The following is a 21,834-nucleotide window of genomic DNA, read 5'->3' as shown; positions in this document are numbered from 1 at the left end:
CGAGATGGGCCTGGACACTCCGCCCGTGCTGGCGGTCGACGCGCTGCTGGACGACCCGAAGACCCGGATCATCGTGTGCTGCGGTTCGGGCGGCGTCGGCAAGACCACCACCGCTGCCGCACTCGGCGTACGGGCGGCGGAGCGCGGGCGGAAGGTGGTCGTGCTGACCATCGATCCGGCGCGCCGGCTGGCCCAGTCGATGGGGATCGCCTCGCTGGACAACACGCCGCGCAAGGTCGCGGGCGTGTCCGGGGACGGCGGCGAACTGCACGCCATGATGCTCGACATGAAGCGCACCTTCGACGAGATCGTCGAGGCGCACGCGGAGGGCGAACGGGCCCGGGCCATCCTGGCGAACCCCTTCTACCAGTCCCTGTCGGCCGGCTTCGCGGGCACGCAGGAGTACATGGCGATGGAGAAGCTTGGTCAGCTGCGGGCGCGGGACGACTGGGACCTGATCGTGGTCGACACCCCGCCGAGCCGGTCCGCGCTGGACTTCCTCGACGCGCCGAAGCGTCTGGGGTCCTTCCTGGACGGGAAGTTCATCCGGGTGCTGATGGCTCCGGCGAAGGTCGGCGGGCGGGCCGGGATGAAGTTCCTCAACGTCGGCATGTCGCTGATGACGGGGACGCTGAGCAAGCTGATGGGCGCGTCGCTGCTCAAGGACGTGCAGACCTTCGTGGCCGCGATGGACACCATGTTCGGCGGCTTCCGTACCCGGGCGGACGCGACCTTCCGGCTGCTCCAGGCCCCCGGTACGGCCTTCCTCGTGGTCGCCGCGCCCGAGCCGGACGCCCTGCGCGAGGCGGCGTACTTCGTGGAGCGGCTGGCGGCGGAACGGATGCCGCTGGCCGGCCTGGTACTGAACCGGGTCCACGGCAGTGACGCCGGACAGCTCTCCGCGGAGCGGGCGTTGGCCGCCGCAGAGAATCTTGAGGACGCCGGCATTGTCGATCAGGAGTCCGGGAAAGCTGGACTTCGTGACTCGGACGCGGACACCGGCACCACCGAGACCGGCACGCCCGAGAAGGGCACCACCGACACAGGCACCTCCGACACCGGCTCCCCCAGCGCCGACGTGGACGACGCCGGTGTGGACGAGATCACCGCGGGACTGCTGCGCCTGCATGCCGAGCGGATGCAGGTGATCGCGCGCGAACGACGCACGCGGGACCGCTTCACCTCGTTGCACCCTGAGGTGGCGGTGGCCGAAGTGGCCGCCCTGCCCGGCGATGTGCACGACCTCGCCGGGCTACGGGCCATCGGAGAGCGGCTCGCGACCGGGGTTCCGGCCGGAGCGTAGGCGTTCGTACGAGGACGGGTCGCGGGCGGGTCGCCCGGCTGCCGTGTAGGCGCGGGCGGTTGACCCGGCTACAGCGTACGGTGCGGGCGGGGTTTACCCGGCTGCCGCGTACGTCTCGTACGGAACGTCGATCGCCGCGTCGACATCCATGGTGAGGATGCCCGTACTGCGTTCGTACTCCGTGCGGGCGGTTTCGAGCAGCCGTCGCCACGAGGTGACGGTGGGACGCCGGCGCAGCAACGCGCGACGCTCCCGCTCGGTCATTCCGCCCCATACTCCGAACTCGACACGGTTGTCGAGCGCGTCGGCCAGACACTCGGTCCGCACCGGACACCCGGTGCACACCGCCTTGGCCCTGTTCTGTGCCGCTCCTTGAACAAACAGTTCATCCGGATCGGTAGTGCGGCAGGCTGCCTGCGCACTCCAGTCGGTAACCCAGCCCATCCCGGCGCCGTCCTCTCCCGAATCGAGGCTCCCCCACGGCGGTAGCGGCATATTCACCGCTGCCAGTTGAGGACGTTACGGAAGGCGAGCACAGCGCAACACCCCCGACGGGCCCAATCTTGAATGGTCCGAACGGACTATGGGTAAGCGGCAGATCACCCGACGGAGTGATCGGACGACATGCCCGGCCATTCCGGCGATTCGGATGAAATCGGAGAATCACCGCCGGGTGCCGTCCGAGTGAACGGCGGGATTCGGACATCAGTCCACCGCATTCGGCAAGGGTGAAAATCAAGCCGAGGGGTTGATGTCGCGCCGCGCTGCTGTGACAGTTGGGGCCAGCTTAGGCCAAGGCATTCGCGCGTGTCCGGCGAATGAGAACGTAGGCTGCCCTCCATGGGAAAGAAGCGCTCGGGCGGCGGGCTCACGGGGCCGCAACAGGCCGCCAAGTTCCTCGGGGTGTCGGTTCTCTCCGGAGTCGTACTGGCCGGCATCGCGATCCCGGGCGCCGGCGCCCTGGGCCTCGCGGCCAAGGGGACGGTCGAGGGATTCGACGAGATCCCGGCCAATCTCAAGACGCCTCCGTTGAGCCAGCGCACCACGATCCTGGACGCGGAGGGTGGCTTGATCGCCACGGTCTATTCGCGCGACCGCCAGGTCGTGCCGTTGACGGCCATCTCCCCGTACATGCAGAAGGCGATCGTCGCCATCGAGGACTCGCGTTTCTACGAACACGGCGCGGTCGACCTCAAGGGCATCCTCCGCGCGGTCAACCGCAACGCGCAGGAAGGCGGCGCGGCGCAGGGCGCTTCCACGCTCACGCAGCAGTACGTGAAGAACGTCTTCGTCGAGGAAGCCGGTGACGACGAGTCGAAGGTGCGCGAGGCGCAGGAGAAGAGCCTCGGGCGAAAGATCCGCGAGCTGAAGTACTCGATCCAGGTCGAGGAGGAGCTCGGGAAGAAGAAGATCCTCGAGAACTACCTCAACATCACCTACTTCGGGCAGCAGGCGTACGGAATCGAATCCGCCTCCCAGCGCTACTTCAGCAAGCCGGCCAAGGACCTGACGCTGGAGGAGTCCGCGCTGCTGGCCGGCGTGGTGCAGTCGCCGACCCGCTACGACCCGGTCAACGACTCGCAGGAGGCGATGAAGCGCCGCAACGTCGTCCTCCAGCGGATGGCCGACATGAAGGACATCTCCCAGGCGGAAGCCGAGGAGGCGAAGCAGAAGCCCGTCACGCTCAAGGTGACCCGGCCCAAGAACGGCTGCATCACCGCCGTCAAGGGCGCCGGCTTCTTCTGTGACTACGTGCGCAACACGTTCCTGACCGACCCGGTGTTCGGCAAGACGCGCGAGGAGCGCGCCAAGCTCTGGAACCAGGGCGGCCTGACGGTCCGCACGACGCTCGACCCGCAGTCGCAGGACTCGGTCAACGAGTCCATCAAGGACCACGTCCACCAGGACGACAAGGTCGCGACGGCCGTCACCCTCGTGCAGCCCGGCACCGGGCGCGTCCTCGGGATGGGCCAGTCCAGGCCGTACGGCTTCGGCAAGAACGAGACGCAGATCAACTACTCCGTCGACAAGCGGATGGGCGGATCGAACTTCGGCTTCCCGACCGGCTCGACCTTCAAGCCGTTCGTCGCGGCCGCGGCCATCGAGCAGGGCGTGCCGGCGACCAAGGTGTACGCCTCCCCGCACGACATGGAGTACCCGAGCGGCGTGCAGACCTGCGGCGACAAGCTGTGGGTCAACGACAGCAAGCCCAAGGACCGGGTGGAGAACGAGTCCGAGTCCGAGAACGGGCCGTACGGGATGAGGGAGGCGATGGCCAAGTCGGTCAACACCTACTTCGTCGAGATGATCAGCGACATCGGGCTGTGCCCGGTCACCGAGATGACCACCAAGCTCGGCGTCATCCCGGCCGACGGCGCCAAGCTGCCGGAGGTCCCCGCCATCGCGCTCGGTACGCAGGGCATGTCCCCGCTGACCATGGCCAACGCGTACGCGACCTTCGCCAACCGGGGCGTGCGCTGCACGCCGGTCGCCATAGAGTCGATCACCGACGCGCACGGCAAGGCGCTGGCCGTCCCGAAGTCGCAGTGCGAGCGGGTGATGTCGGAGAAGACGGCCGACACCATCAATACCCTGCTGCTCGGCGTGGTCGACTCCGGTACCGGCGCCCAGGCGGGTCTGACCGACCGGCAGAGCGCGGGCAAGACGGGTACCACGGAGAACCGCTACAACGCCTGGTTCGTCGGGTACACCCCGAACATGGCCGGTGCGACGTGGGTCGGCTCCGCGGGCCTCAAGCAGGTGTCGATGGAGAACATCACCATCGGCGGCGAGTTCTACGACAAGGTCTACGGTGGCGGGCTGCCCGGCCCGATCTGGAAGCAGGCGGTGACGGGCGCGCTGGCGGGCCGGGAGAACCTGCCCTTCTCGACGGTGTTCGTCGGGGACTCCTCCACCCCGTCCGGCGGCGCACGCGGCAACCGGCCGCCGACGCAGCCGGGCAACCCCACCCCGGCCAAGCCGGCCAAGCCGGGCAAGCCCGGCAAGCCCGGGCGGGACGGCAAGCCGGGTGACGGCGATCCGGGCGGGACGACGATCGCCGGAACCACCGGCGGCGGCGTCCCCGTCGATCCCTTCCCCGAGATCCCCCTGCCGCCGGGCACGATCGGCGGCGACGTCCAGTAGCCCGTGCACGAAAGACGTCCCAGTAGCCCGCGTACGAAAGGGGAGGCCCCCGCCGGATCCGGCGGGGGCCTCCCCTTTCGTACGGGCGGTGCTTACGAGAGCTGCTGCTTGACGACGGCGGCGACGCGGCCGCCCTCCGCCAGCCCGGCGACCTTCGGGTTCACGATCTTCATGACGGCGCCCATGGCCCGCGGCCCCTCGGCACCGGCGGCCTTCGCCTCGGCGACGGCCTGCGCGACGATCTCGCCGAGCTCCTCGTCCGTCAGCTGCTTGGGCAGGTACTTGTCGAGGAACTCACCCTCCGCGAGCTCCCGCGCGGCCGACTCGGCGCGACCGCCCTGGCCGAACGCCTCCGCGGCCTCACGGCGCTTCTTCGCCTCCTTGGCGATCACCTTGAGGACTTCGTCGTCGGAGAGCACGCGCGCTTCCTTGCCCGCGACCTCCTCCTTGGTGATGGCGGCGAGGGTCAGTCGCAGCGTGGACGAGCTGAGCTCGTCGCGCGCCTTGATGGCAGCGGTGAGGTCTTCCTGGAGCTTGGCCTTGAGCGTGGTCATGCCCCGAGTCTGCCAGGTGCGGCGGCGCCCGCGCCCGCCGGTTTTCCGCGGGGGTGACGCGGGGTGCGACGATGGGGTCATGCGTGCGCGTTACGGAGTACCTCTGAAGGTCACCGCCGGTATCGCGGCGGTGGGGGCCGCGGGTGTGGCCTATGCCGCCGGATTCGAGGCCCGGTCGTTCCGGCTGCGCCGGGTGACGGTTCCCGTCCTGCCCGCCGGCATGCGGCCCCTGCGGATACTGCAGGTGTCGGACATCCACATGGTGAGCGGCCAGCGCAAGAAGCGCGCCTGGCTCCAGTCGCTCGCGGGGCTGCGCCCGGACTTCGTGGTGAACACGGGCGACAACCTCTCGGACACGGAGGGCGTGCCGGAGGTGCTGGACGCCCTCGGGCCGCTGATGTCCTTCCCCGGCGCCTACGTCTTCGGCTCGAACGACTACTACGGGCCCCGGCTGCGCAATCCCGGCCGCTACCTGATCGAGAAGGCGCAGGGCCGGCACGGGCTGAACGGCAACAAGCCGGTCGTCGGCGCCGTGCACAACCCGTGGGAAGAGATGCGGGACGCCTTCGACGCGGCCGGCTGGCTGAACCTGACCAACACGCGGGCACGGATGAAGCTGGACGGTCTGGAGATCGCCTTCACCGGCCTGGACGACCCGCACATCAAGCGGGACCGCTACGAGAGGGTCGCGGGCGGACCGGATGCGGACGCCGACTTCTCCATGGCGGTGGTCCACGCCCCGTACCTGCGCGTCCTGGAAGCGTTCACCGCCGACCGCTACCCGCTGATCCTGGCCGGCCACACGCACGGCGGGCAGTTGTGCGTCCCGTTCTACGGGGCGCTGGTGACCAACTGCGACCTGGACACCGACCGGGTCAAGGGCCTCTCCACGCACACGGCGAACGGCAACCGCGCGTACCTCCACGTCTCGGCCGGCTGCGGCACGAACCGCTTCACCCCGGTCCGCTTCGCCTGCCCCCCTGAGGCCACCCTCTTGACCCTGACCCCGGCAGGCCCGGCCTGACGGCTCGCGAGCGCCCCGCGAAAACCGGATTTCGTCTCCGGCCGAGGGTCCGCTAAAGTAATCGATGTCGCCAGGACAGCACACGCTGCACGGGTGACGATCGGGGTGTAGCGCAGCTTGGCAGCGCGCTTCGTTCGGGACGAAGAGGTCGTGGGTTCAAATCCCGCCACCCCGACTTCGCAAGATCAGAAAAGGGCTTGATCCGCATCGCGGATCAAGCCCTTCCTGCGTCTGCGGAGACCGCTCGGGATGCATCGGGGGCGCCCCGGCCGGCTCCTCACCGGAATCCGGGCGACTCCGTTCACGCGTGTCTTCCCCGCGCGCCCGGCCGCGGGTCGGTGCGTGCCCGAGCCCGAGGTCAGTGCCGTCTTGTCTTCCTCACCCGCCCGCGTGCCCTCGCGCCCGCGCGGCCCGTTCCGTCCCGTGCGACCGGCATGGCTGTCGTCGCCGAAGGTGCTGCGGACCGAGGTGCTCGGCGGCCTGGTGGTCGCGCTGGCGCTGGTCCCCGAGGCCATCTCCTTCTCGATCATCGCCGGGGTCGACCCGGCCATCGGTTTGTTCGCCTCGTTCACCATGGCGGTGGTGATCTCGATCGTCGGCGGGCGGCCGGCGATGATCTCCGCGGCGACGGGAGCCGTCGCGCTCGTGATCGCACCGCTCAACCGCGAGCACGGCTTCGGCTACCTGGTCGCCGCGGTGATCCTGGCCGGCGTCTTCCAGATCGTGCTGGGCGCGCTCGGGGTGGCGAAGCTGATCCGGTTCGTTCCCCGTTCGGTGATGGTCGGCTTCGTCAACTCCCTCGCCATCCTCGTCTTCATGGCCCAGGTCCCCCAGCTGCGGGACGTGCCGTGGGCGGTGTATCCGCTGGTCGCCGGCGGGCTCGCCCTGATGGTGTTCTTCCCGAAGATCAGCAGGGTGGTCCCGGCCCCGCTGGTGTCCATCGCGATCCTCACGGCGATCACCGTCGCCGCAGGCATCGCGGTGCCCACCGTCGGGGACAAGGGCGCGCTGCCCTCCTCCCTGCCCGTGCCGGGCCTGCCGGACGTGCCCTTCACCCTCGACACCCTGGTCCTCGTCGCCCCGTACGCCCTCGCCATGGCGGTGGTCGGGCTGATGGAGTCGCTGATGACGGCGAAGCTGGTCGACGAGATCACCGACACCCGCTCCGACAAGACGCGCGAGTCCGTCGGCCAGGGCGTCGCGAACATCGTCACCGGCTTCTTCGGCGGTATGGGCGGCTGCGCGATGATCGGCCAGACGATGATCAACGTGAAGGTGTCCGGCGCCCGTACCCGGTTGTCGACCTTCCTCGCGGGCGTCTTCCTGATGGTCCTGTGCATCGTGTGCGGGCCCGTCGTTTCGCGCATTCCGATGGCCGCGCTGGTCGCCGTCATGGTGATGGTCTGCTTCGCGACCTTCGACTGGCACTCGGTGGCCCCGGGGACGCTCAGGCGGATGCCGGCGGGCGAGATCACCGTCATGGTGCTCACCGTCGTCTGCGTGGTCGTCACCCACAACCTCGCCGTCGGCGTCGTCGCCGGGTCGGTCACCGCGATGGTCATCTTCGCCAAGCGCGTCGCGCACCTGGCCACCGTCACCTCCGTGACGGACCCGGGTGGCGGGGAGGTCGTCTACCGCGTGGCCGGCGAGCTCTTCTTCGCCTCCTCCAACGACCTCGTCGGCCGGTTCGACTACGCCGGGGACCCGCAACGGGTCGTCATCGACCTGTCGTCCGCCCACATCTGGGACGCCTCGTCCGTCGCCGCCCTCGACGCCATAGAGGCCAAGTACCGCCAGCGCGGCAAGGACGTGGAGATCGTCGGCCTGAACGAGCGCAGCGCCCGGCTGCACGGGACGCTCAGCGGCCGGCTGTCGGCGTGAGCCGCACACCCCTGCGCCGGCCGTGAGCGGAGCAGTCGACGGTCGCCACGGCTCGCGCGCCGGCCGGCGCTATAAAGTAGACGGTGTCCACATCTAGGGATCGGAGATCCACATGGCTCCACCGGACACCGGACCACCGCCGCCGGAACCGTCGCCGAAACGCAGTACCTACCGGCACGGGAACCTGCGCAACGCCCTGCTCGACACCGCGCTGGAACTGGCGCGGGAAGGCGGGCCGGACGCCGTGTCGTTGCGCGAGGTGACCCGGCGCGCCGGGGTTTCGCCCAACGCCGCCTACCGGCACTTCGCCGACCGCGGGGCGCTGGTGCACGGGGTCTCGCAGGCGGCCATGGCGCGGGTGGCCCTCGCCATGGAGGCCGAGATCGCCGGCCTCGCACCGACCGGGGACCCCGTCGCACGCGCGCGGGCCCGCTTCCGCGCCGTGGGGACGGGGTACATCCGCTTCGCCGTCGAGGAGCCGGGCTGGTTCCGTACGGCCTTCCACGTCCCGGCCGACATGACCTACGCCACCGACGCCACGGCCGCCGGGGCCGGCGGGCTCACCCCGTTCGAGCTGCTCGGAGCCGCGCTGGACGCCCTCGTGGAGACGGGCGTCCTGCCGCCCGAGCGCCGGCCCGGGGCGGAGTTCCTCGCCTGGTCGGCGGTGCACGGGCTGGCGGTCCTGGTCATCGACGGACCGCTGCGCGGGGTGACCCCGGAGCAGGCGCACGACGCCGGCCAGGACGTGATCGCCATGATCGAGAGGGGGATCTGAGCGGCCCGCGGGACCCGCCCCGGCCCGGCGGCCGACTGCCCGGCCGGCCGGGCTACTTCCGGGTGAAGTCCACTTCCGTCGGGCCGGCTTCACCCGGCCAGGACAGCAGGCGCGTCGGCGCGGGCGGGGTTTCGGCGAGGACGGTGCCGCGCGAGACGACGTAGCGGGGGCGGACCTGGCGGCGGACGGCCTCCTCGGGGGAGTCGGCCGGCAGCAGCAGGAACGAGGCCGGCGCGCCCGGTGCGATGCCGTACTCCGTGCCGGACAGGCCGAGCACCCGCGCCGCACGGTCCGTCACCATCGAGAAGGCCACCGGGATCTCGTCGGCGCCGGTCAGCTGGGCGGCGTACAGGCCGACCAGGGCGGTCTGCAGCGGGTTCGCGGTCCCGAGCGCGTTCCACGGGTCCATCACGTCGTCATGGCCGAAGGCCACGTTCACGCCCGCCGCCAGCATCTCCTTGACCTGGGTGAGGCCCCGCCGCTTGGGGTAGGCGTCGAAGCGGCCCTGGAGGTTGAGGTTGGCGAACGGGTTCGCGACCAGGTTGATGCCCGAACGCGCCAGCAGCCGTCGGAGTTTGAAGCTGTACCCGCCGCCATAGGAACCCATCGCCGTCGTGTGGGAGGCCGTCGCCCGCTCCCGCAGGCCCGACCGCAGCGCGAGCGTGGCCAGTACCTCCACGAAGCGGGACTGCTCGTCGTCGATCTCGTCGCAGTGCGCGTCGACGCGCAGCCCGTGCTCCTCGGCCAGCGCGAAGGCGGTTCCCAGCGAGGCCACCCCGTCCTCGCGGGTGTCCTCGAAGTGCGGGATCGCGCCGACGACGTCCGCCCCGCGCCGGACCGCCTCGCGCAGCAGCGCCCCGCCGTCCGGGAAGGAGACGATGCCCTCCTGCGGGAAGGCCACGATCTGGAGGGTCATCACGTCCCGCACCCGGTCGCGGACCTCCAGCAGCGCATCCAGCGCGGTCAGCGCCGGATCGGTGGTGTCGCAGTGGGTCCGTACGTGCAGCACCCCCTGGGCGGCCTGCCAGCGCAGCACCTGCGTGGCCCGGGCGATCACGTCCTCGCGGGTCAGCGTCTTCTTGCGCTCGCTCCAGCAGGCGATGCCCTCCCAGAGGGTGCCGGACGCGTTGGGGCGGGGCTCGCCCGCGGTCAGGGCGGTGTCGAGGTGGATGTGCGGTTCGACGAAGGGCGGCGTGAGCAGCGCGCCGTGCGCCTCGATCAGCACACCGGTCGCCGGTGGTTCCTTCTGGTCGTCGTACGGGACGACGCGCGCGATGCGCCCGTCCTCGGACACCTCCACATCGGACAGGCCGTGTGCGTGCAGCAGCCGGGCACCCCGGACGATCATCCGCATGCGGTCAGCGTAGGGCCGGCGGCCGTGCCGTGCCCGGGCCCCGGGCCGCATGCGCCGCGTTTCGCGGCGACCGGCCGCACGCCCGGGTCCGCCGCCCTCGGCGGCCGCCCGTTCGGCGTACTCGGCACACCGGCGCCCGGTACGGCAAGGTGGGGCCATGACCAGCGACACCGATGTGACCTCCGCACCGTCCCCCGAGATGCCCGACTGGGAGAAGCGCTTCCGGGCCCCGCGCGTCGGGCTGCCCGAATGGGCCGAGGACGCCCCGGACCGCTCGCTCTTCGTCTCCAACGCGACCGGAACGTACGAGCTGTACGCGTGGGACCGCGCCACCGGCGCCCAGCGGCAGGCCACGGACCGCCCCAACGGCACCACCGACGGCACCCTCTCCCCCGACGGCGAGTGGATCTGGTGGTTCTCCGACACCGACGGCGACGAGTTCGGCACCTGGGTGCGCCAGCCCTTCGCGGGCGGACCCGACGAACCGGCGACCCCGGGCCTCGCGCCCTCCTACCCGGCCGGGCTGGCCATCGGCCGGGACGGCACGGCGGTCGTGGGCCGCTCCACCGACGAGGACGGCACGACCATCCACGTCGTACGGCCCGACGGCAGCGCCCCGGCCGTCATCTACCGCCACCGGGAGTCGGCGGGCGTCGGGGACCTTTCCCGGGACGGGACCCTGATCGCGATCGAGCACACCGAGCACGGCGACGCCATGCACTCGGCGCTGCGCGTGGTCACCCTCGACGGGAGCACCGTCGCCGAGCTCGACGACTCCCGGGACGGGACGGTGGAGCTCGGCCTGGAGGTGCTCGGCTTCGCGCCGGTCGCGGGAGACACCCGGCTGCTCGTCGGGCACCAGCGGCGCGGCCGCTGGGAGCCGATGATCTGGGACGTGGCCACCGGGTCCGAGCAGGACCTGGCGGTCGATCTGCCGGGCGACGTCAGCGCCGAGTGGTACCCGGACGGCACCGCGCTGCTGATCGAGCACGGCTTCGAGGCGCGCAGCGAACTCTGGCGCTACGACCTGGCCGCGCGCGAGCTCGTCAAGGTCGACACCCCGCCGGGCACCGTCTCCGGCGCGAGCGCCCGGCCCGACGGCACGGTCGAGTACCAGTGGTCCTCGGCCGCCGAACCGTCCGCGATCCGGTCCACGGCGGGCGGGGTCGTGCTCGATGCGCCCGGCTTCCGGCCCCCGGGTTCGGTCCCGGTGGAGGACGTGTGGGTCCAGGGCCCGGGCGGGCGCGTCCACGCGCTGGCGCAGCGGCCCGTCGGCCACGGCGAAGGCCCCTTCCCGACGGTCTTCGAGATCCACGGCGGGCCCACCTGGCACGACAGCGACGCCTTCGCCGCGACCCCGGCGGCCTGGCTGGACCACGGCTTCGCGGTCGTCCGCGTCAACTACCGCGGTTCGACCGGGTACGGGCGGGAGTGGACCGACGCCCTCAAGCACCGCGTCGGCCTGATCGAGCTGGAGGACATCGCGGCGGTCCGCGAGTGGGCCGTCGGCAGCGGTCTCGCCGACCCGCAGCGGCTCGTCCTGTCGGGCGGCTCCTGGGGCGGGTACCTGACGTTGCTGGGCCTGGGCACGCAGCCCGACGCCTGGGCGGTGGGCCTGGCCGCCGTGCCGGTCGCGGACTACGTGACGGCGTACCACGACGAGATGGAGGCGCTGAAGTCCCTGGACCGCACCCTCTTCGGCGGGACTCCCGAGGAGGTCCCGGAGCGGTTCGAGGCGTCCTCGCCGCTGACGTACGTGGACGCGGTGAAGGCTCCGGTCCACATCGCGGCGGGCGTGAACGACCCGCGCTGCCCGATCCGGCAGATCGACAATTACGTGGAGCGGCTCGCGGCGCGCGGAGCGGTGCACGAGGTGTACCGGTACGACGCGGGGCACGGATCGCTCGTGGTGGAGGAGCGGATCAAGCAGGTCCGGATGGATCTGGAGTTCGCCCTCAAGCACCTTCCCGCCTGACCCGGCACCGGTGACCCGGTGCACCCCCCGTACCGTGGTGGGGTGCACCGGTTTCTCCTGACCCCGCGCTGGTGGGGGATCAACGTCTTCGTCGCGCTCGCCATCCCCTTCTGCCTGTTCATGGGGACCTGGCAGCTCGGCCGCTTCGAGGACCGCGTCGGCGACCACCGGGAGGCCATCGGGAGGCAGACCGCCGACCGGGCCGCCGCGCCGCTGGACTCGCTGCTCCCGGTGGACAAGAAGACGTCCGGGAGGCTGGCGTCCACGGCCGGGGTGTACGGCGAGCAGCTGCTGGTCCCCGAGCGGGACCTCGACGGCAGGAGCGGCTTCTACGTGCTGGGCCTGCTGCGGACCGACTCCGGCAAGGTCCTCCCCGTGGTCCGGGGGTGGCTGCCGGGCGCGGCGGACCCGGCGAAGGCTCCGGCCGCGCCGGGTGGCCGGGTGGAGGTCACCGGCGCGCTCCAGGCGTCCGAGAACTCGGGTACGAAGGGCGTGCACGCCCAGGGCGGCCTGCCGGCCGGGCAGCTCGGGGTGATCGGCGCGGCGACGCTGGTGAACCTGGTGCAGGAGCCGCTGTACGACGCGTGGCTGACGGTGCAGACCTCGGTGGACGGGATGCTTCCGGTGCCCGCGAAGGCCCCGGACAACACCGGTCTCGACTTGAAGGCCTTCCAGAACCTCGGCTACACGGGCGAGTGGTTCGTCTTCGCCGCCTTCGTGCTGTTCATGTGGTTCCGCTTCTACCGGCGCGAGGTGGAGACCCTGCGCGACGCGCAGGCGGGCCTGGTGCCGCAGCAGCCGCGGCCGGCCGCTACCGCGTCGGCTGCGTCAGGGGAATGACCCCCGTCCGGTAGACCGTGCCCCCGCAGGCCGCCGGGATCGTCGCCTGGGTCGTCGGGGCGCCCGCCGCCGGGGTGTGCGACACCTCGACCCCGGTGGGGGCCGGGGCCGTGGTGCCGCCCAGCGGGTCGGCGGCCGCGGCCGGGCCGGTGGCGCCCGGCGCGCCGCTGCCGCCCTGTGCGGGCTTCGCCGACGGGTCGGCGGTACCCGCGGGACAGGAGCGGTCCGAGGGCACCCAGGCGAACCGGACCTCGTACGCCGCGTTCGGCTGGAGGACTACCGACCGGGACTCCGCGGACGGGTCGGGGAGCAGCGCGCTCGCCGGGTCACCCGCGGTGTGGCCGACCACGGTGACCGCCGGGCTCTTCGCGGGCGGCGGGGAGTCGGCCGCGGGGGCCGCCGTCACGGTGTCCGGGCCCGCGGCGAGGCAGCCCCGGTCCGAGACGTTGGTGACCTTGAAGCTGCCGTACACCGCACCGTCGGCGCCGGGGGCGCGGGCGCTGCCCAGCACGCCGAGCTGCCCGGCGGTGCACTCGGGGACGCCCCGTACCGCTCCGAGCGGGGGCAGCTGGGGGTTTTGGGTGCCGGGGGTGCCGGTCGAGGTACTGCCGGCCGTCGGGTCCGCGACCGTACCGCCCGAGGGGGAGCCGCTCGGGCGGGGGGCGGGGGCGGGGCCGGTGCCGCCCGGCTCGGGGTGCCCGCCGGCGGGGCCCGTGGACTTGGAGTAGGCCCCGGAGCCGTTCTGGTGCGGGTCGGAGGGACCGCCGGTCCTGCCTCCCCGCGGCTCGCCGTGTCCGGCCATGGCGGGGTGTCCGGCGGCGCTGCTGCTCGCGGTGCCGGTCATGCGCAGGGCCGTCGGCACGGCGGCCCCGGCGAGGAGTACGGCCGCGGCCGCGCCGACGAGGGCCCGGCGCTTGCGGGTCCGGCGGGCGGGGACCGCGTGGCGCAGCCGCTCCAGGGCGTGGTCGGAGGGCTCCAGGCCCTGCACGGCCCCGCTGAGCAGGTGGCGCAGCCGCTGCTCGTCCAGCGTCCGGGGCGTGGTGTGGTCGTCCTTCATGACTGCGCAGCCTCCATCGCCACCCGCAGCGCGGCAATGCCCCGCGAACCGTACGCCTTCACCGAGCCGAGCGACACGCCGAGCGTCTCGGCGACCTGGGCTTCGGTCATGTCCGCGAAGTACCGCAGCACCAGCACCTCGCGCTGCCGTCGCTGGAGCCCTCGCATCGCCTTGATCAGGTCGTCGCGCTCCAGCCGGTCGTACGCGCCCTCCTCCGCGCTCGCCATGTCCGGCATCGGCTTCGAGAGCAGTTTCAGGCCGAGGATGCGGCGCCGCAGCGCCGAGCGCGACAGGTTGACGACGGTCTGGCGGAGGTACGCCAGCGTCTTGTCGCGGTCCCGGACCCGGTTGCGGGCGGAGTGGACGCGGATGAAGGCCTCCTGGACCACGTCCTCGCAGGAGGCGGTGTCGTCCAGGAGCAGCGCGGCGAGCCCGAGGAGGGAACGGTAGTGGGCCTGGTAGGTCTGGGTGAGGTGGTCGACGGTGGTGCCGGCGACGACGGCCTTGTCGTAGGGGGGCTCGGCGGGCTCCCCGGCGGCCCGCGTGCTCCCGGCGGGTTCCCCGACGTTCCGCGTGCGCGCGGCGGGTTCCCCCACGGCCCGCGGGCCGTGGGTGGTTTCCGCGCTGTCGCGGGGCGCGGGGACGCGGCCGCCGCGGGTCGGCAGGGCCGCCGCCGGTACGCCGGTCGGCGGGACGGGAAGGATCACCGGGAACCCGCCCGACGCGGAAGCCGGGACGCGGCGGCGCGCCGGAGCGACGCGGGCCGGGACGACCGCCGCAGCGGTTCGTGCCGCAGCGGTTCGTGCCGGAGCGAGCGTGAAGTCGAGCAATGCCTCTGCCACGCCCGTTGGACGCACGCCGCCCCGTCGGGGTTGTACGCACCGGGCGGACCGGCCGGCCATGTCCCCGTTGCCCTCATGCGCACCTGATCTTCCCGTTCGCCCCGTTTATCCAGGCGGCAGTCGGGCCATCACCTTGATCGAGGGATCGCCACCGATCCTACAAAGTGAACTACGCGAATTCACCCGCGATCAGTTCCGCGATCTGGGTCGCGTTCAGCGCCGCTCCCTTGCGCAGATTGTCCGCACAGACGAAGAACTCCAGGGCACGGCTGTCGTCGAGCGACGCCCGCACCCGGCCCACCCAGGCCGGATCCGTCCCGGCCGCGTCCACCGGCGTGGGGAACTCCCCCGCCGCCGGATCGTCCACGAGGACCACGCCGGGCGCCGCCTCGAGCGTCTTGCGGGCCTGTCCGGCGTCCACTTCGCGGTCGAACCGGGCCCGTACGGTCAGCGAGTGCCCCTCCAGCACGGGAACCTGTACGCAGGTCACCGCGATCGGCAGCTCCGCCAGCTCCAGGATCCGCCGGGTCTGCGACCGCACCGCCAGCTCGTGCGAGGACCAGCCGCCCTCGCGCAGCTCCCCGGACCAGGGCACCACGTTCAGTGCGAGCGGGGCCGCGAAGGGGCCGGTGTCCTCGCCCACGACCCGCCGTACGTCCCCGGGCTGCTCCCCGAGGGAGGTCCCGGCGACCAGCGAGAGCTGGCGGCGCAGTGCCTCCGTACCGGCCCGGCCGGCCGCGCTCGCGGCCTGGTACGAGGACACGGCCAGGTCGGCCAGCCCGTAGTCGGCGTGCAGCGCGCCCAGGGCGGCGATCATGGTGGCGGTCACGCAGTCGGGGCCCGCGACGATGCCGCGCGGCCGGACCCGTACGGCGTGCCGGTTCACCTCGGGCACCACCACCGGCACCTCGGGGTCCTCCCGGAAGGCCGCCGACTGGTCCACGGCCACGGCTCCGCGCGCCGTCACGACGGGGGCCCATTGCGCGGACACCCCGGGCGGGGTCAGGAACAGCACCACGTCGCCCGCCCCGAGGCCGTCGAAGGCGTCCTCGTTGAGGGCGAGCACCTCGGTCTCCCGGCCGCGCACGGCCAGCACGCGGCCGGCGGAGCGCGGAGAGGCGATCAGGCGGATGTCACCCCAGACGTCGGCGCGCTGGGACAGTATCCGCAGGACGACGGAGCCGACCGCTCCGGTCGCCCCCACCACGGCGAGCGCCGGGGCCGGGGCGGACCGGGTGCCGGTCATCGTCCGGTGCCTCCGTAGACGACGGCCTCGTCGCTGTCGGAGTCCAGGCCGAAGGCCGTGTGCACGGCGCGGACTGCCTCGTTGACGTCGTCCTGGCGGGTCACGACCGAGATGCGGATCTCGGAGGTCGAGATCAGCTCGATGTTGACGCCCGCGTCGGACAGCGCCTGGAAGAACGAGGCGGTGACGCCGGGGTTCGTCTTCATGCCGGCGCCGACCAGGGAGATCTTGCCGATCTGGTCGTCGTAGCGCAGCGAGTCGAAGCCGATCGCGCCCTTCGCCTTCTCCAGGGCCTCGATGGCCTTGTGGCCCTCGGCCTTGGGGAGGGTGAAGGAGATGTCCGTCAGCCCGGTCGAGGCGGCCGACACGTTCTGGACGATCATGTCGATGTTGATCTCGGCGTCCGCGATCGCGCGGAAGATCGCCGCGGCCTCGCCCGGCTTGTCCGGGACGCCGACGACCGTGATCTTGGCTTCGGAGACGTCGTGCGCGACTCCGGAGATGATGGCGTGCTCCACCGGCTCGTCCCCTTGCGGATTCTCGTTGCTGACCCAGGTGCCCGGCAGTCCGGAGAAGGACGAACGGACGTGGATCGGGATGTTGTAGCGGCGTGCGTACTCGACGCAGCGGTGCAGCAGCACCTTGGAGCCGGAGGCCGCGAGCTCCAGCATGTCCTCGGAGGAGATCCAGTCGATCTTCCGGGCCTTCTTCACGACGCGGGGGTCCGCGGTGAAGACGCCGTCGACATCGGTGTAGATCTCGCAGACCTCGGCGTCCAGCGCCGCCGCCAGCGCGACGGCGGTGGTGTCCGAGCCGCCGCGGCCGAGCGTGGTGATGTCCTTGCTGTCGGCCGACACTCCCTGGAAACCGGCGACGATGGCGATGTTGCCCTCGTCCAGCGCGGTGCGGATGCGGCCCGGCGTGACATCGATGATGCGCGCTTTGTTGTGGACGGAGTCGGTGATGACACCTGCCTGGCTGCCGGTGAACGACTGGGCCTCGTGGCCCAGGTTTTTGATCGCCATGGCCAGCAGGGCCATGGAGATCCGCTCTCCCGCGGTCAGCAGCATGTCGAACTCACGACCGGCAGGCATCGGGGATACCTGCTCGGCGAGATCGATCAGCTCGTCCGTCGTGTCGCCCATCGCGGATACCACAACGACCACCTGGTGGCCGTTCTTCTTGGCATCCACGATCCGCTTGGCGACGCGCTTGATGCCCTCGGCATCGGCTACGGAGGAGCCTCCGTACTTCTGCACGACAAGGCCCACGTGCGCTCCTCGCTCAATCCAGTACTGCGGTCAGTGACGCAGTCTAACGAGCGCCCGGAATCCGACCGGCACGTACCACATCATGAGATGTTGCGTTCATCCCAGAATCACCTGCCGGCACGTCCGCGTACGCCTGCCGTGCACGTCCCCGGCCGCCTGCCGGCACGACCCCGCCCGCCCCGGCTACGCGCGGCCGATGCCGCCCAGTTCCTGCGCCATGACCTCGCCCGCCTGCTCCGCGAGGTCGTCCTCGGCCAGGTCCTCGTCCGTGTCCAGGCCGTCGAGGGCGTCCAGCGGCTGGTCGAGGCGCACGTGGGCCACCAGCGACTGGAGCGCGCGCAAGGTGGCCGAGGCCGTCGAGCCCCAGTTGGAGAAGTAGGAGAACTGCCACCACCACAGCGCCTCGGTGGTCCGGCCCGCCCGGTAGTGCGCGAGCCCGTGCCGCAGGTCGGCGACGACGTCGGCGAGGTCGTCGGAGATCCGGTGCGCGACCGGCGCCTTCCGCGGCTCGTAGGGGTCGAAGACCTCCGAGTACACGTCGACGGGGTCGAGCATGTAAGCGAACCGCTCGCGCAGCTCGTCCACATCCGGCTCCGGTCCCAGGTCCGGCTCGTAGCGCTCGTCCGGCAGGACGTCCTGGTAGGCGCCCAGCCGACCGCCCGCCAGCAGCAGCTGCGAAACCTCCAGCAGGAGGAAGGGCACCGCGCTGTCCGGGTCCTCGCCCTTGGCCACCTCGGTGACCGCGACGATGAAGGACTCGATCTGGTCCGCGATCTGGACGGCGAAGTCGTCCGGATCCTGGCCGATCGCGTGCAGCGTTGCGTCAGACATCGAGAAGTCGCCTTCCTTCAAAGGCCCGCCCGAGCGTGACCTCGTCCGCGTACTCCAGATCTCCCCCGACGGGGAGTCCGCTGGCCAGGCGGGTGACTTTCAGGCCCATCGGCTTGATCATGCGGGCGAGGTAGGTGGCGGTCGCCTCGCCCTCCAGGTTCGGGTCGGTGGCGAGGATCAGCTCGGTGACCGTGCCGTCCGCGAGGCGCGCCAGCAGCTCACGGATGCGCAGATCGTCCGGGCCGACGCCCTCGATCGGGCTGATCGCGCCGCCGAGGACGTGGTACTTCCCCCGGAACTCGCGCGTCCGCTCGATCGCGACCACGTCCTTGGGCTCCTCCACGACACAGACGACCGTCGGGTCGCGGCGCGGGTCGCGGCAGATCCCGCACCGCTCCTCCTGCGCCACGTTCCCGCACACCGCGCAGAACCGGACCTTGTCCTTCACTTCGAGCAGCGCGTGCGCGAGGCGGCGGACGTCGGTGGGCTCGGTCTGCAGGATGTGGAAGGCGATCCGCTGCGCGCTCTTGGGCCCGACGCCGGGCAGCCTGCCCAGTTCGTCGATCAGGTCCTGGACCACGCCTTCGTACAACGGACTGCCTTCTTTCGGGTTTCAGATGTGGGGTGCCGGGGGGCGTCGGCTAGAACGGGAGGCCGGGAATCCCGCTGCCGCCGCCGAAGCCCTGGGCCAGGGGGCCCAGCTTCTCCTGCTGGAGCGCCTGCGCGTTCTCGTTGGCGGCCTGGACCGCCGCGACCACCAGGTCGGCGAGGGTCTCGGTGTCCTCGGGGTCCACGGCCCTGGGGTCGATCACGAGGGCGCGCAGCTCACCGGAACCGGTGACGGTCGCCTTGACCAGGCCGCCGCCGGCCTGGCCCTCGACCTCGGCCTGCGCAAGTGCCTCCTGGGCCGCGGCGAGGTCCTGCTGCATCTTCTGGGCCTGCTGGAGCAGCTGCTGCATGTCGGGCTGGCCACCACCGGGAATCACAGGGCACTCACTCCATCACTGCGGAAACAACGGATACTTCTCAACGCTTGGTCAATCCGAGCCTACGTGGTCCCCGCGCGCAGCGCCCTACGCCGTGAGGACCAACTCTTTCGAGTGAGAGAGCGGGGGTGCGCGCACCTGCTGGAGCCCTCCTTGCGAGCGGAAATCGCGGGATTCGTCGTCCATCGCGCGTCATTCGAAGGTAGGAAGTGCATGCGCACCATTGCGCACACGCGCACCACCACACGTCAGCGCAGGCAGAGGGAGTGCCGGGTGAGTCAGCCGGAGATGCAGCCCGAGGGGCCACCCCGGGATCCCGCAGAGGACGGCGACCTGACCGGCCGGCCGTTTCCTCTCGGGGACTGGGGCGAGCCCGCCGAGCGGCTCGACGAGCTCTACCGGCGGGTCGAGGCCGACGCCCTGCGCACCGCGGAGTGGTACCTGGCCGACCGGGCGTGGAAGCGGCGCGGGGCGCGCACGCTGCGGGTGGGGGCGGCGGCCGGCGCCGTCGTGGGTGCCTCGATGCCGCTGCTGGAGCTGACGGGCTCCGCCCCGGGGGCAGCCTCGTACGGCTACCTGTGCCTGCTGCTCGGCGCGGCCTGCCTGGCCTGCGACCGGTTCTTCGGGCTGACCTCCGGGTGGATGCGGGACGTGGCCACGGCGCAGGCGGTGCAGCGCCGGCTCCAGACCCTCCAGTTCGACTGGGCCTCGGAGAACGTGCGGGAGGTGCTGGGCCCGACCGAGGGCACGGCGAGCGAGGCGGCGGAGCGCTGCCTGACCGTCCTGCGGCGGTTCTCGGAGGACATCACGGAGCTCGTGCGCTCCGAGACGGCGGACTGGATGGTCGAGTTCCGGGCCGGACCGGCCCCGCTGGTCATGCAGTCCCTGGGCTCTGCGGCCTCCCGGCCGGACCCGGGCGTCCCCCCGGCACGCTTCGCCCTCCCGCCGGGCACCCGCCCGAACATGCCGCGCCAGCGGCCCCCGGAGCAGCCCCGCTGAGACCGGACCGGGGGCGCGGCGCGGTCGGTGCACTCAGCTGAAAATGATCATCGACCCCTGGCCGAGGCTGCGGGTCGCCGCCGCGTGCAGTCCGAGCCACACGTGCCGCTCCCGCGCGAAGGGGCTGTCGTCGTACGGGATCGGCCCCGCCGGCTCCTCCAGCGAGGTCGGACGGCCCGGCGGCGCGGGGGCGGCCGGCGGATTGCCCGGGTCTATCCCGATCGCGGGCGCCACGAAGGCCAGCTCCCGCAGCAGCCCCTGCGCGGAGCCCAGCGGCCCGCCCCCCGCCAGCAGCTCCTCGTTGGCCAGCGGAACGGGGAAGTCCACCGGGACGTAGGCCCCCGCGTGGTCGTAGTGCCATACGAGGTGCGACTGCTGGGCCGTGGACTCGAACATCTCCAGCAGCTGCTCGTAGTCACCGCCCAGCTCGTCCACCGGCGTCACCGGCAGCCCGCAGATCTGGAGCAGGTACGCCCGGCGCAGGAAGTGCAGGGCGTCGTAGTCGAAGCCGGCCACCGGAGCGACGTCGCCGCTCAGGCCCGGCATGTAGGCGAACACCGGGACGGACGGCAGGCCCGCCTCGCCCAGCGCCTTGTCGTACGAGGCGATCTCTTCCGCGAAGGGGTTGTCGGGGCTGTGGCACAGCACGTCGACAAGGGGGACCAGCCACAGGTCACAGGCCACGCGGGCTCCGATCAGTCGTTGCCGCCGATCGGGCCAGCGTAATGCGCCGGACACGCTCCGCGAAGGGGTCGGCGGACACCGGCCCGCGGACGGCGGCCGACCCGGCCGGTGACGGCCGGTCATCAGGACAGCGGGCCGTGGCTGGACGACTGCTACCGGGCCGTGGCGGGGCGGTAGCCGCCGGACCACGCGCCGTGGCGGGGCGGTCGGCCGTCGCCACAGGCCGTGGCGGGACGGTCGGGCGTCGCTAGAGGCCGGCGGCCCAGTCCAGGCCGTGCTGGTTGTACGCGTGCACGATGCGGCGCACCTCCCCGGCGTCCGCCCGCGTCACCGCGTCCACCAGCTCGCCGTGGCCGTCCCACAGCGCCCGCCGCATCTCCGCCGCCGTCGCCTTCTGGAGGTGGGGCACGGAGAAGACCCAGCACTGGATCCGGATCCGGTGCAGGAACTCGGAGATGTACGTGTTCCCGACCAGCCCGCTCAGCTCCCGCCAGAACCGCAGGTCGTAGCCGATCAGCACTTCGAGGGAACCGCTCTGCGCGGCCCGCCGCGCCTCCTCGGCCCGGCGCCGCACGGAGACCAGCAGCTCGCCCGACCCGATCGCCGTGCCGCGTTCGACGAGCCGGCGGAAGATCCCGTCCACGACCAGGATGCGGGCTTCCACCATGCCCCGGTAGTCCTCGACGCTGTAGGTGCGCACCCGGAACCCGCGGTGCTGCACCGACTCCAGGAGGCCCTGGGCGGAGAGGTCCACCAGCGCCTCGCGCACGGGGGTCGCGGACACCTCGTACGTCTCGGCGATCTGCTTGACCGTGAACTCGGTGCCGGGAGGCAGGCGCGCCGCGAGCACCTCGTCGCGCAGTGCGTCCGCTATCTGCCGGCGGAGTGTGTTGCGGGTGACAGCTCCGCTGCCTGGCATAGGGGCCCGTCTCCTCGGTAGGACTTCGGACACCTTAGGCCAGCCGATCCGGCCGAAACCGATCGGTACACAGGAATTAAACAGACATAGCGCCCGATATTCGGGCGCTATGTCGCGTGGGATGCCGCCTGGGATGCCGCGTGTGCTGT

The 21,834-nt window shown here is 71.8% G+C and carries 20 protein-coding genes and 1 tRNA gene; 9 read left to right on the top strand and 12 right to left on the bottom strand.

All coding sequences use genetic code 11. From position 1 onward, the window contains the following. Positions 1-4: 4 nt before the first annotated feature. A complete protein-coding gene (locus OG861_RS16985; protein ID WP_329202297.1) occupies positions 5-1,303 on the top strand; it encodes an ArsA family ATPase in 1,299 nt (432 codons plus the stop codon). 93 nt (positions 1,304-1,396) lie between these two features. On the opposite strand, the gene OG861_RS16980 is transcribed toward OG861_RS16985, so the two are convergent. Further along, on the bottom strand, positions 1,397-1,747 hold the full coding sequence (locus OG861_RS16980) for a WhiB family transcriptional regulator (protein ID WP_329196337.1): 351 nt from the start codon (positions 1,745-1,747) through the stop codon (positions 1,397-1,399). Between the two features lie 396 nt (positions 1,748-2,143). Between OG861_RS16980 and OG861_RS16975 the strand changes: the two genes are divergently transcribed. Continuing rightward, positions 2,144-4,447, top strand: coding sequence for a transglycosylase domain-containing protein (locus OG861_RS16975; protein ID WP_329196339.1), 2,304 nt, complete (start codon positions 2,144-2,146; stop codon positions 4,445-4,447). A gap of 92 nt (positions 4,448-4,539) precedes the next feature. Here OG861_RS16975 and OG861_RS16970 read toward each other — a convergent pair whose 3' ends face one another. Continuing rightward, positions 4,540-5,001, bottom strand: a complete 462-nt coding sequence (locus tag OG861_RS16970; protein WP_329196341.1) for a GatB/YqeY domain-containing protein — start codon at positions 4,999-5,001, stop codon at positions 4,540-4,542. Between the two features lie 79 nt (positions 5,002-5,080). On the opposite strand from OG861_RS16970, the gene OG861_RS16965 reads away from it, so the two are divergent. From OG861_RS16965 to OG861_RS16950, 4 genes are all read left to right on the top strand, one after another. Then, complete coding sequence (locus tag OG861_RS16965; protein ID WP_329196343.1) at positions 5,081-6,025, top strand: metallophosphoesterase; 945 nt, start codon at positions 5,081-5,083, stop codon at positions 6,023-6,025. Between the two features lie 101 nt (positions 6,026-6,126). Then, positions 6,127-6,200, top strand: a tRNA-Pro gene (locus tag OG861_RS16960). A gap of 194 nt (positions 6,201-6,394) precedes the next feature. Continuing rightward, positions 6,395-7,906, top strand: a complete 1,512-nt coding sequence (locus tag OG861_RS16955; RefSeq protein WP_329375160.1) for a SulP family inorganic anion transporter — start codon at positions 6,395-6,397, stop codon at positions 7,904-7,906. A 112-nt stretch (positions 7,907-8,018) separates the two neighbouring features. Next, positions 8,019-8,681, top strand: coding sequence for a TetR/AcrR family transcriptional regulator (locus OG861_RS16950; protein ID WP_329196347.1), 663 nt, complete (start codon positions 8,019-8,021; stop codon positions 8,679-8,681). A 52-nt stretch (positions 8,682-8,733) separates the two neighbouring features. On the opposite strand, the gene codA is transcribed toward OG861_RS16950, so the two are convergent. After that, positions 8,734-10,035 (bottom strand): cytosine deaminase, encoded by a 1,302-nt coding sequence (codA, locus tag OG861_RS16945; protein ID WP_329196349.1) that lies wholly within the window; start codon positions 10,033-10,035, stop codon positions 8,734-8,736. 157 nt (positions 10,036-10,192) lie between these two features. Between codA and OG861_RS16940 the strand changes: the two genes are divergently transcribed. Both OG861_RS16940 and OG861_RS16935 read left to right on the top strand, forming a co-directional pair. After that, positions 10,193-12,010, top strand: coding sequence for a S9 family peptidase (locus OG861_RS16940; protein ID WP_329196350.1), 1,818 nt, complete (start codon positions 10,193-10,195; stop codon positions 12,008-12,010). Between the two features lie 42 nt (positions 12,011-12,052). Beyond that, positions 12,053-12,850, top strand: coding sequence for an SURF1 family protein (locus OG861_RS16935; RefSeq protein WP_329196352.1), 798 nt, complete (start codon positions 12,053-12,055; stop codon positions 12,848-12,850). On the opposite strand, the gene OG861_RS16930 is transcribed toward OG861_RS16935, so the two are convergent. The 7 genes from OG861_RS16930 to OG861_RS16900 all read right to left on the bottom strand — a co-directional run bounded on the left by OG861_RS16930 (position 12,822) and on the right by OG861_RS16900 (position 19,083). Beyond that, positions 12,822-13,907, bottom strand: a complete 1,086-nt coding sequence (locus OG861_RS16930; protein WP_329196354.1) for a hypothetical protein — start codon at positions 13,905-13,907, stop codon at positions 12,822-12,824. The genes OG861_RS16935 and OG861_RS16930 overlap by 29 nt on opposite strands. After that, a complete protein-coding gene (locus OG861_RS16925) occupies positions 13,904-14,749 on the bottom strand; it encodes a SigE family RNA polymerase sigma factor (protein WP_443056550.1) in 846 nt (281 codons plus the stop codon). The genes OG861_RS16930 and OG861_RS16925 overlap by 4 nt, the downstream gene beginning before the upstream one ends. A gap of 169 nt (positions 14,750-14,918) precedes the next feature. After that, positions 14,919-15,995: an aspartate-semialdehyde dehydrogenase gene (locus OG861_RS16920; RefSeq protein WP_329196356.1), complete on the bottom strand. Its 1,077-nt coding sequence runs from the start codon at positions 15,993-15,995 to the stop codon at positions 14,919-14,921. Continuing rightward, positions 15,992-17,266 carry an aspartate kinase gene (locus OG861_RS16915; protein ID WP_136217624.1) on the bottom strand — a complete coding sequence of 425 codons (1,275 nt, stop codon included), beginning with the start codon at positions 17,264-17,266 and terminating at the stop codon, positions 15,992-15,994. The genes OG861_RS16920 and OG861_RS16915 overlap by 4 nt, the downstream gene beginning before the upstream one ends. Positions 17,267-17,449: 183 nt before the next feature. Then, positions 17,450-18,097: a DUF5063 domain-containing protein gene (locus OG861_RS16910; RefSeq protein ID WP_329196359.1), complete on the bottom strand. Its 648-nt coding sequence runs from the start codon at positions 18,095-18,097 to the stop codon at positions 17,450-17,452. Continuing rightward, entirely contained in the window at positions 18,090-18,689 is a 600-nt protein-coding gene (gene recR / locus OG861_RS16905) for a recombination mediator RecR (RefSeq protein ID WP_329196361.1), read from the bottom strand. The genes OG861_RS16910 and recR overlap by 8 nt, the downstream gene beginning before the upstream one ends. A gap of 49 nt (positions 18,690-18,738) precedes the next feature. Continuing rightward, positions 18,739-19,083 carry a YbaB/EbfC family nucleoid-associated protein gene (locus OG861_RS16900; RefSeq protein ID WP_329196363.1) on the bottom strand — a complete coding sequence of 115 codons (345 nt, stop codon included), beginning with the start codon at positions 19,081-19,083 and terminating at the stop codon, positions 18,739-18,741. A 288-nt stretch (positions 19,084-19,371) separates the two neighbouring features. On the opposite strand from OG861_RS16900, the gene OG861_RS16895 reads away from it, so the two are divergent. Next, positions 19,372-20,082 (top strand): SLATT domain-containing protein, encoded by a 711-nt coding sequence (locus OG861_RS16895; protein ID WP_443056766.1) that lies wholly within the window; start codon positions 19,372-19,374, stop codon positions 20,080-20,082. A 33-nt stretch (positions 20,083-20,115) separates the two neighbouring features. On the opposite strand, the gene OG861_RS16890 is transcribed toward OG861_RS16895, so the two are convergent. Together OG861_RS16890 and OG861_RS16885 are read right to left on the bottom strand one after the other, a co-directional pair. Then, entirely contained in the window at positions 20,116-20,766 is a 651-nt protein-coding gene (locus tag OG861_RS16890) for a hypothetical protein (protein ID WP_329196367.1), read from the bottom strand. Positions 20,767-21,013: 247 nt separating this feature from the next. Beyond that, positions 21,014-21,685, bottom strand: coding sequence for a GntR family transcriptional regulator (locus tag OG861_RS16885; protein ID WP_329196368.1), 672 nt, complete (start codon positions 21,683-21,685; stop codon positions 21,014-21,016). Between the last annotated feature and the right edge of the window lie 149 nt (positions 21,686-21,834).

The sequence above is a fragment of the Streptomyces sp. NBC_00539 genome, from assembly GCF_036346105.1.
Classification (GTDB): domain Bacteria; phylum Actinomycetota; class Actinomycetes; order Streptomycetales; family Streptomycetaceae; genus Streptomyces.
The sequence above is the reverse complement of the archived record's forward strand: the minus strand, read 5'-3'. Positions and strand labels throughout refer to the sequence as shown.

What these genes read in the sequence shown, in the direction of transcription:
- OG861_RS16985 (WP_329202297.1), top strand. Translation starts at nt 5, where the DNA reads ATGGGCCTGGACACTCCGCCCGTGCTGGCGGTCGACGCGCTGCTGGAC.
- OG861_RS16980 (WP_329196337.1), bottom strand. Translation starts at nt 1,747, where the DNA reads ATGGGCTGGGTTACCGACTGGAGTGCGCAGGCAGCCTGCCGCACTACC.
- OG861_RS16975 (WP_329196339.1), top strand. Translation starts at nt 2,144, where the DNA reads ATGGGAAAGAAGCGCTCGGGCGGCGGGCTCACGGGGCCGCAACAGGCC.
- OG861_RS16970 (WP_329196341.1), bottom strand. Translation starts at nt 5,001, where the DNA reads ATGACCACGCTCAAGGCCAAGCTCCAGGAAGACCTCACCGCTGCCATC.
- OG861_RS16965 (WP_329196343.1), top strand. Translation starts at nt 5,081, where the DNA reads ATGCGTGCGCGTTACGGAGTACCTCTGAAGGTCACCGCCGGTATCGCG.
- OG861_RS16950 (WP_329196347.1), top strand. Translation starts at nt 8,019, where the DNA reads ATGGCTCCACCGGACACCGGACCACCGCCGCCGGAACCGTCGCCGAAA.
- codA (WP_329196349.1), bottom strand. Translation starts at nt 10,035, where the DNA reads ATGCGGATGATCGTCCGGGGTGCCCGGCTGCTGCACGCACACGGCCTG.
- OG861_RS16940 (WP_329196350.1), top strand. Translation starts at nt 10,193, where the DNA reads ATGACCAGCGACACCGATGTGACCTCCGCACCGTCCCCCGAGATGCCC.
- OG861_RS16930 (WP_329196354.1), bottom strand. Translation starts at nt 13,907, where the DNA reads ATGAAGGACGACCACACCACGCCCCGGACGCTGGACGAGCAGCGGCTG.
- OG861_RS16920 (WP_329196356.1), bottom strand. Translation starts at nt 15,995, where the DNA reads ATGACCGGCACCCGGTCCGCCCCGGCCCCGGCGCTCGCCGTGGTGGGG.
- OG861_RS16910 (WP_329196359.1), bottom strand. Translation starts at nt 18,097, where the DNA reads ATGTCTGACGCAACGCTGCACGCGATCGGCCAGGATCCGGACGACTTC.
- OG861_RS16895 (WP_443056766.1), top strand. Translation starts at nt 19,372, where the DNA reads ATGCAGCCCGAGGGGCCACCCCGGGATCCCGCAGAGGACGGCGACCTG.
- OG861_RS16885 (WP_329196368.1), bottom strand. Translation starts at nt 21,685, where the DNA reads ATGCCAGGCAGCGGAGCTGTCACCCGCAACACACTCCGCCGGCAGATA.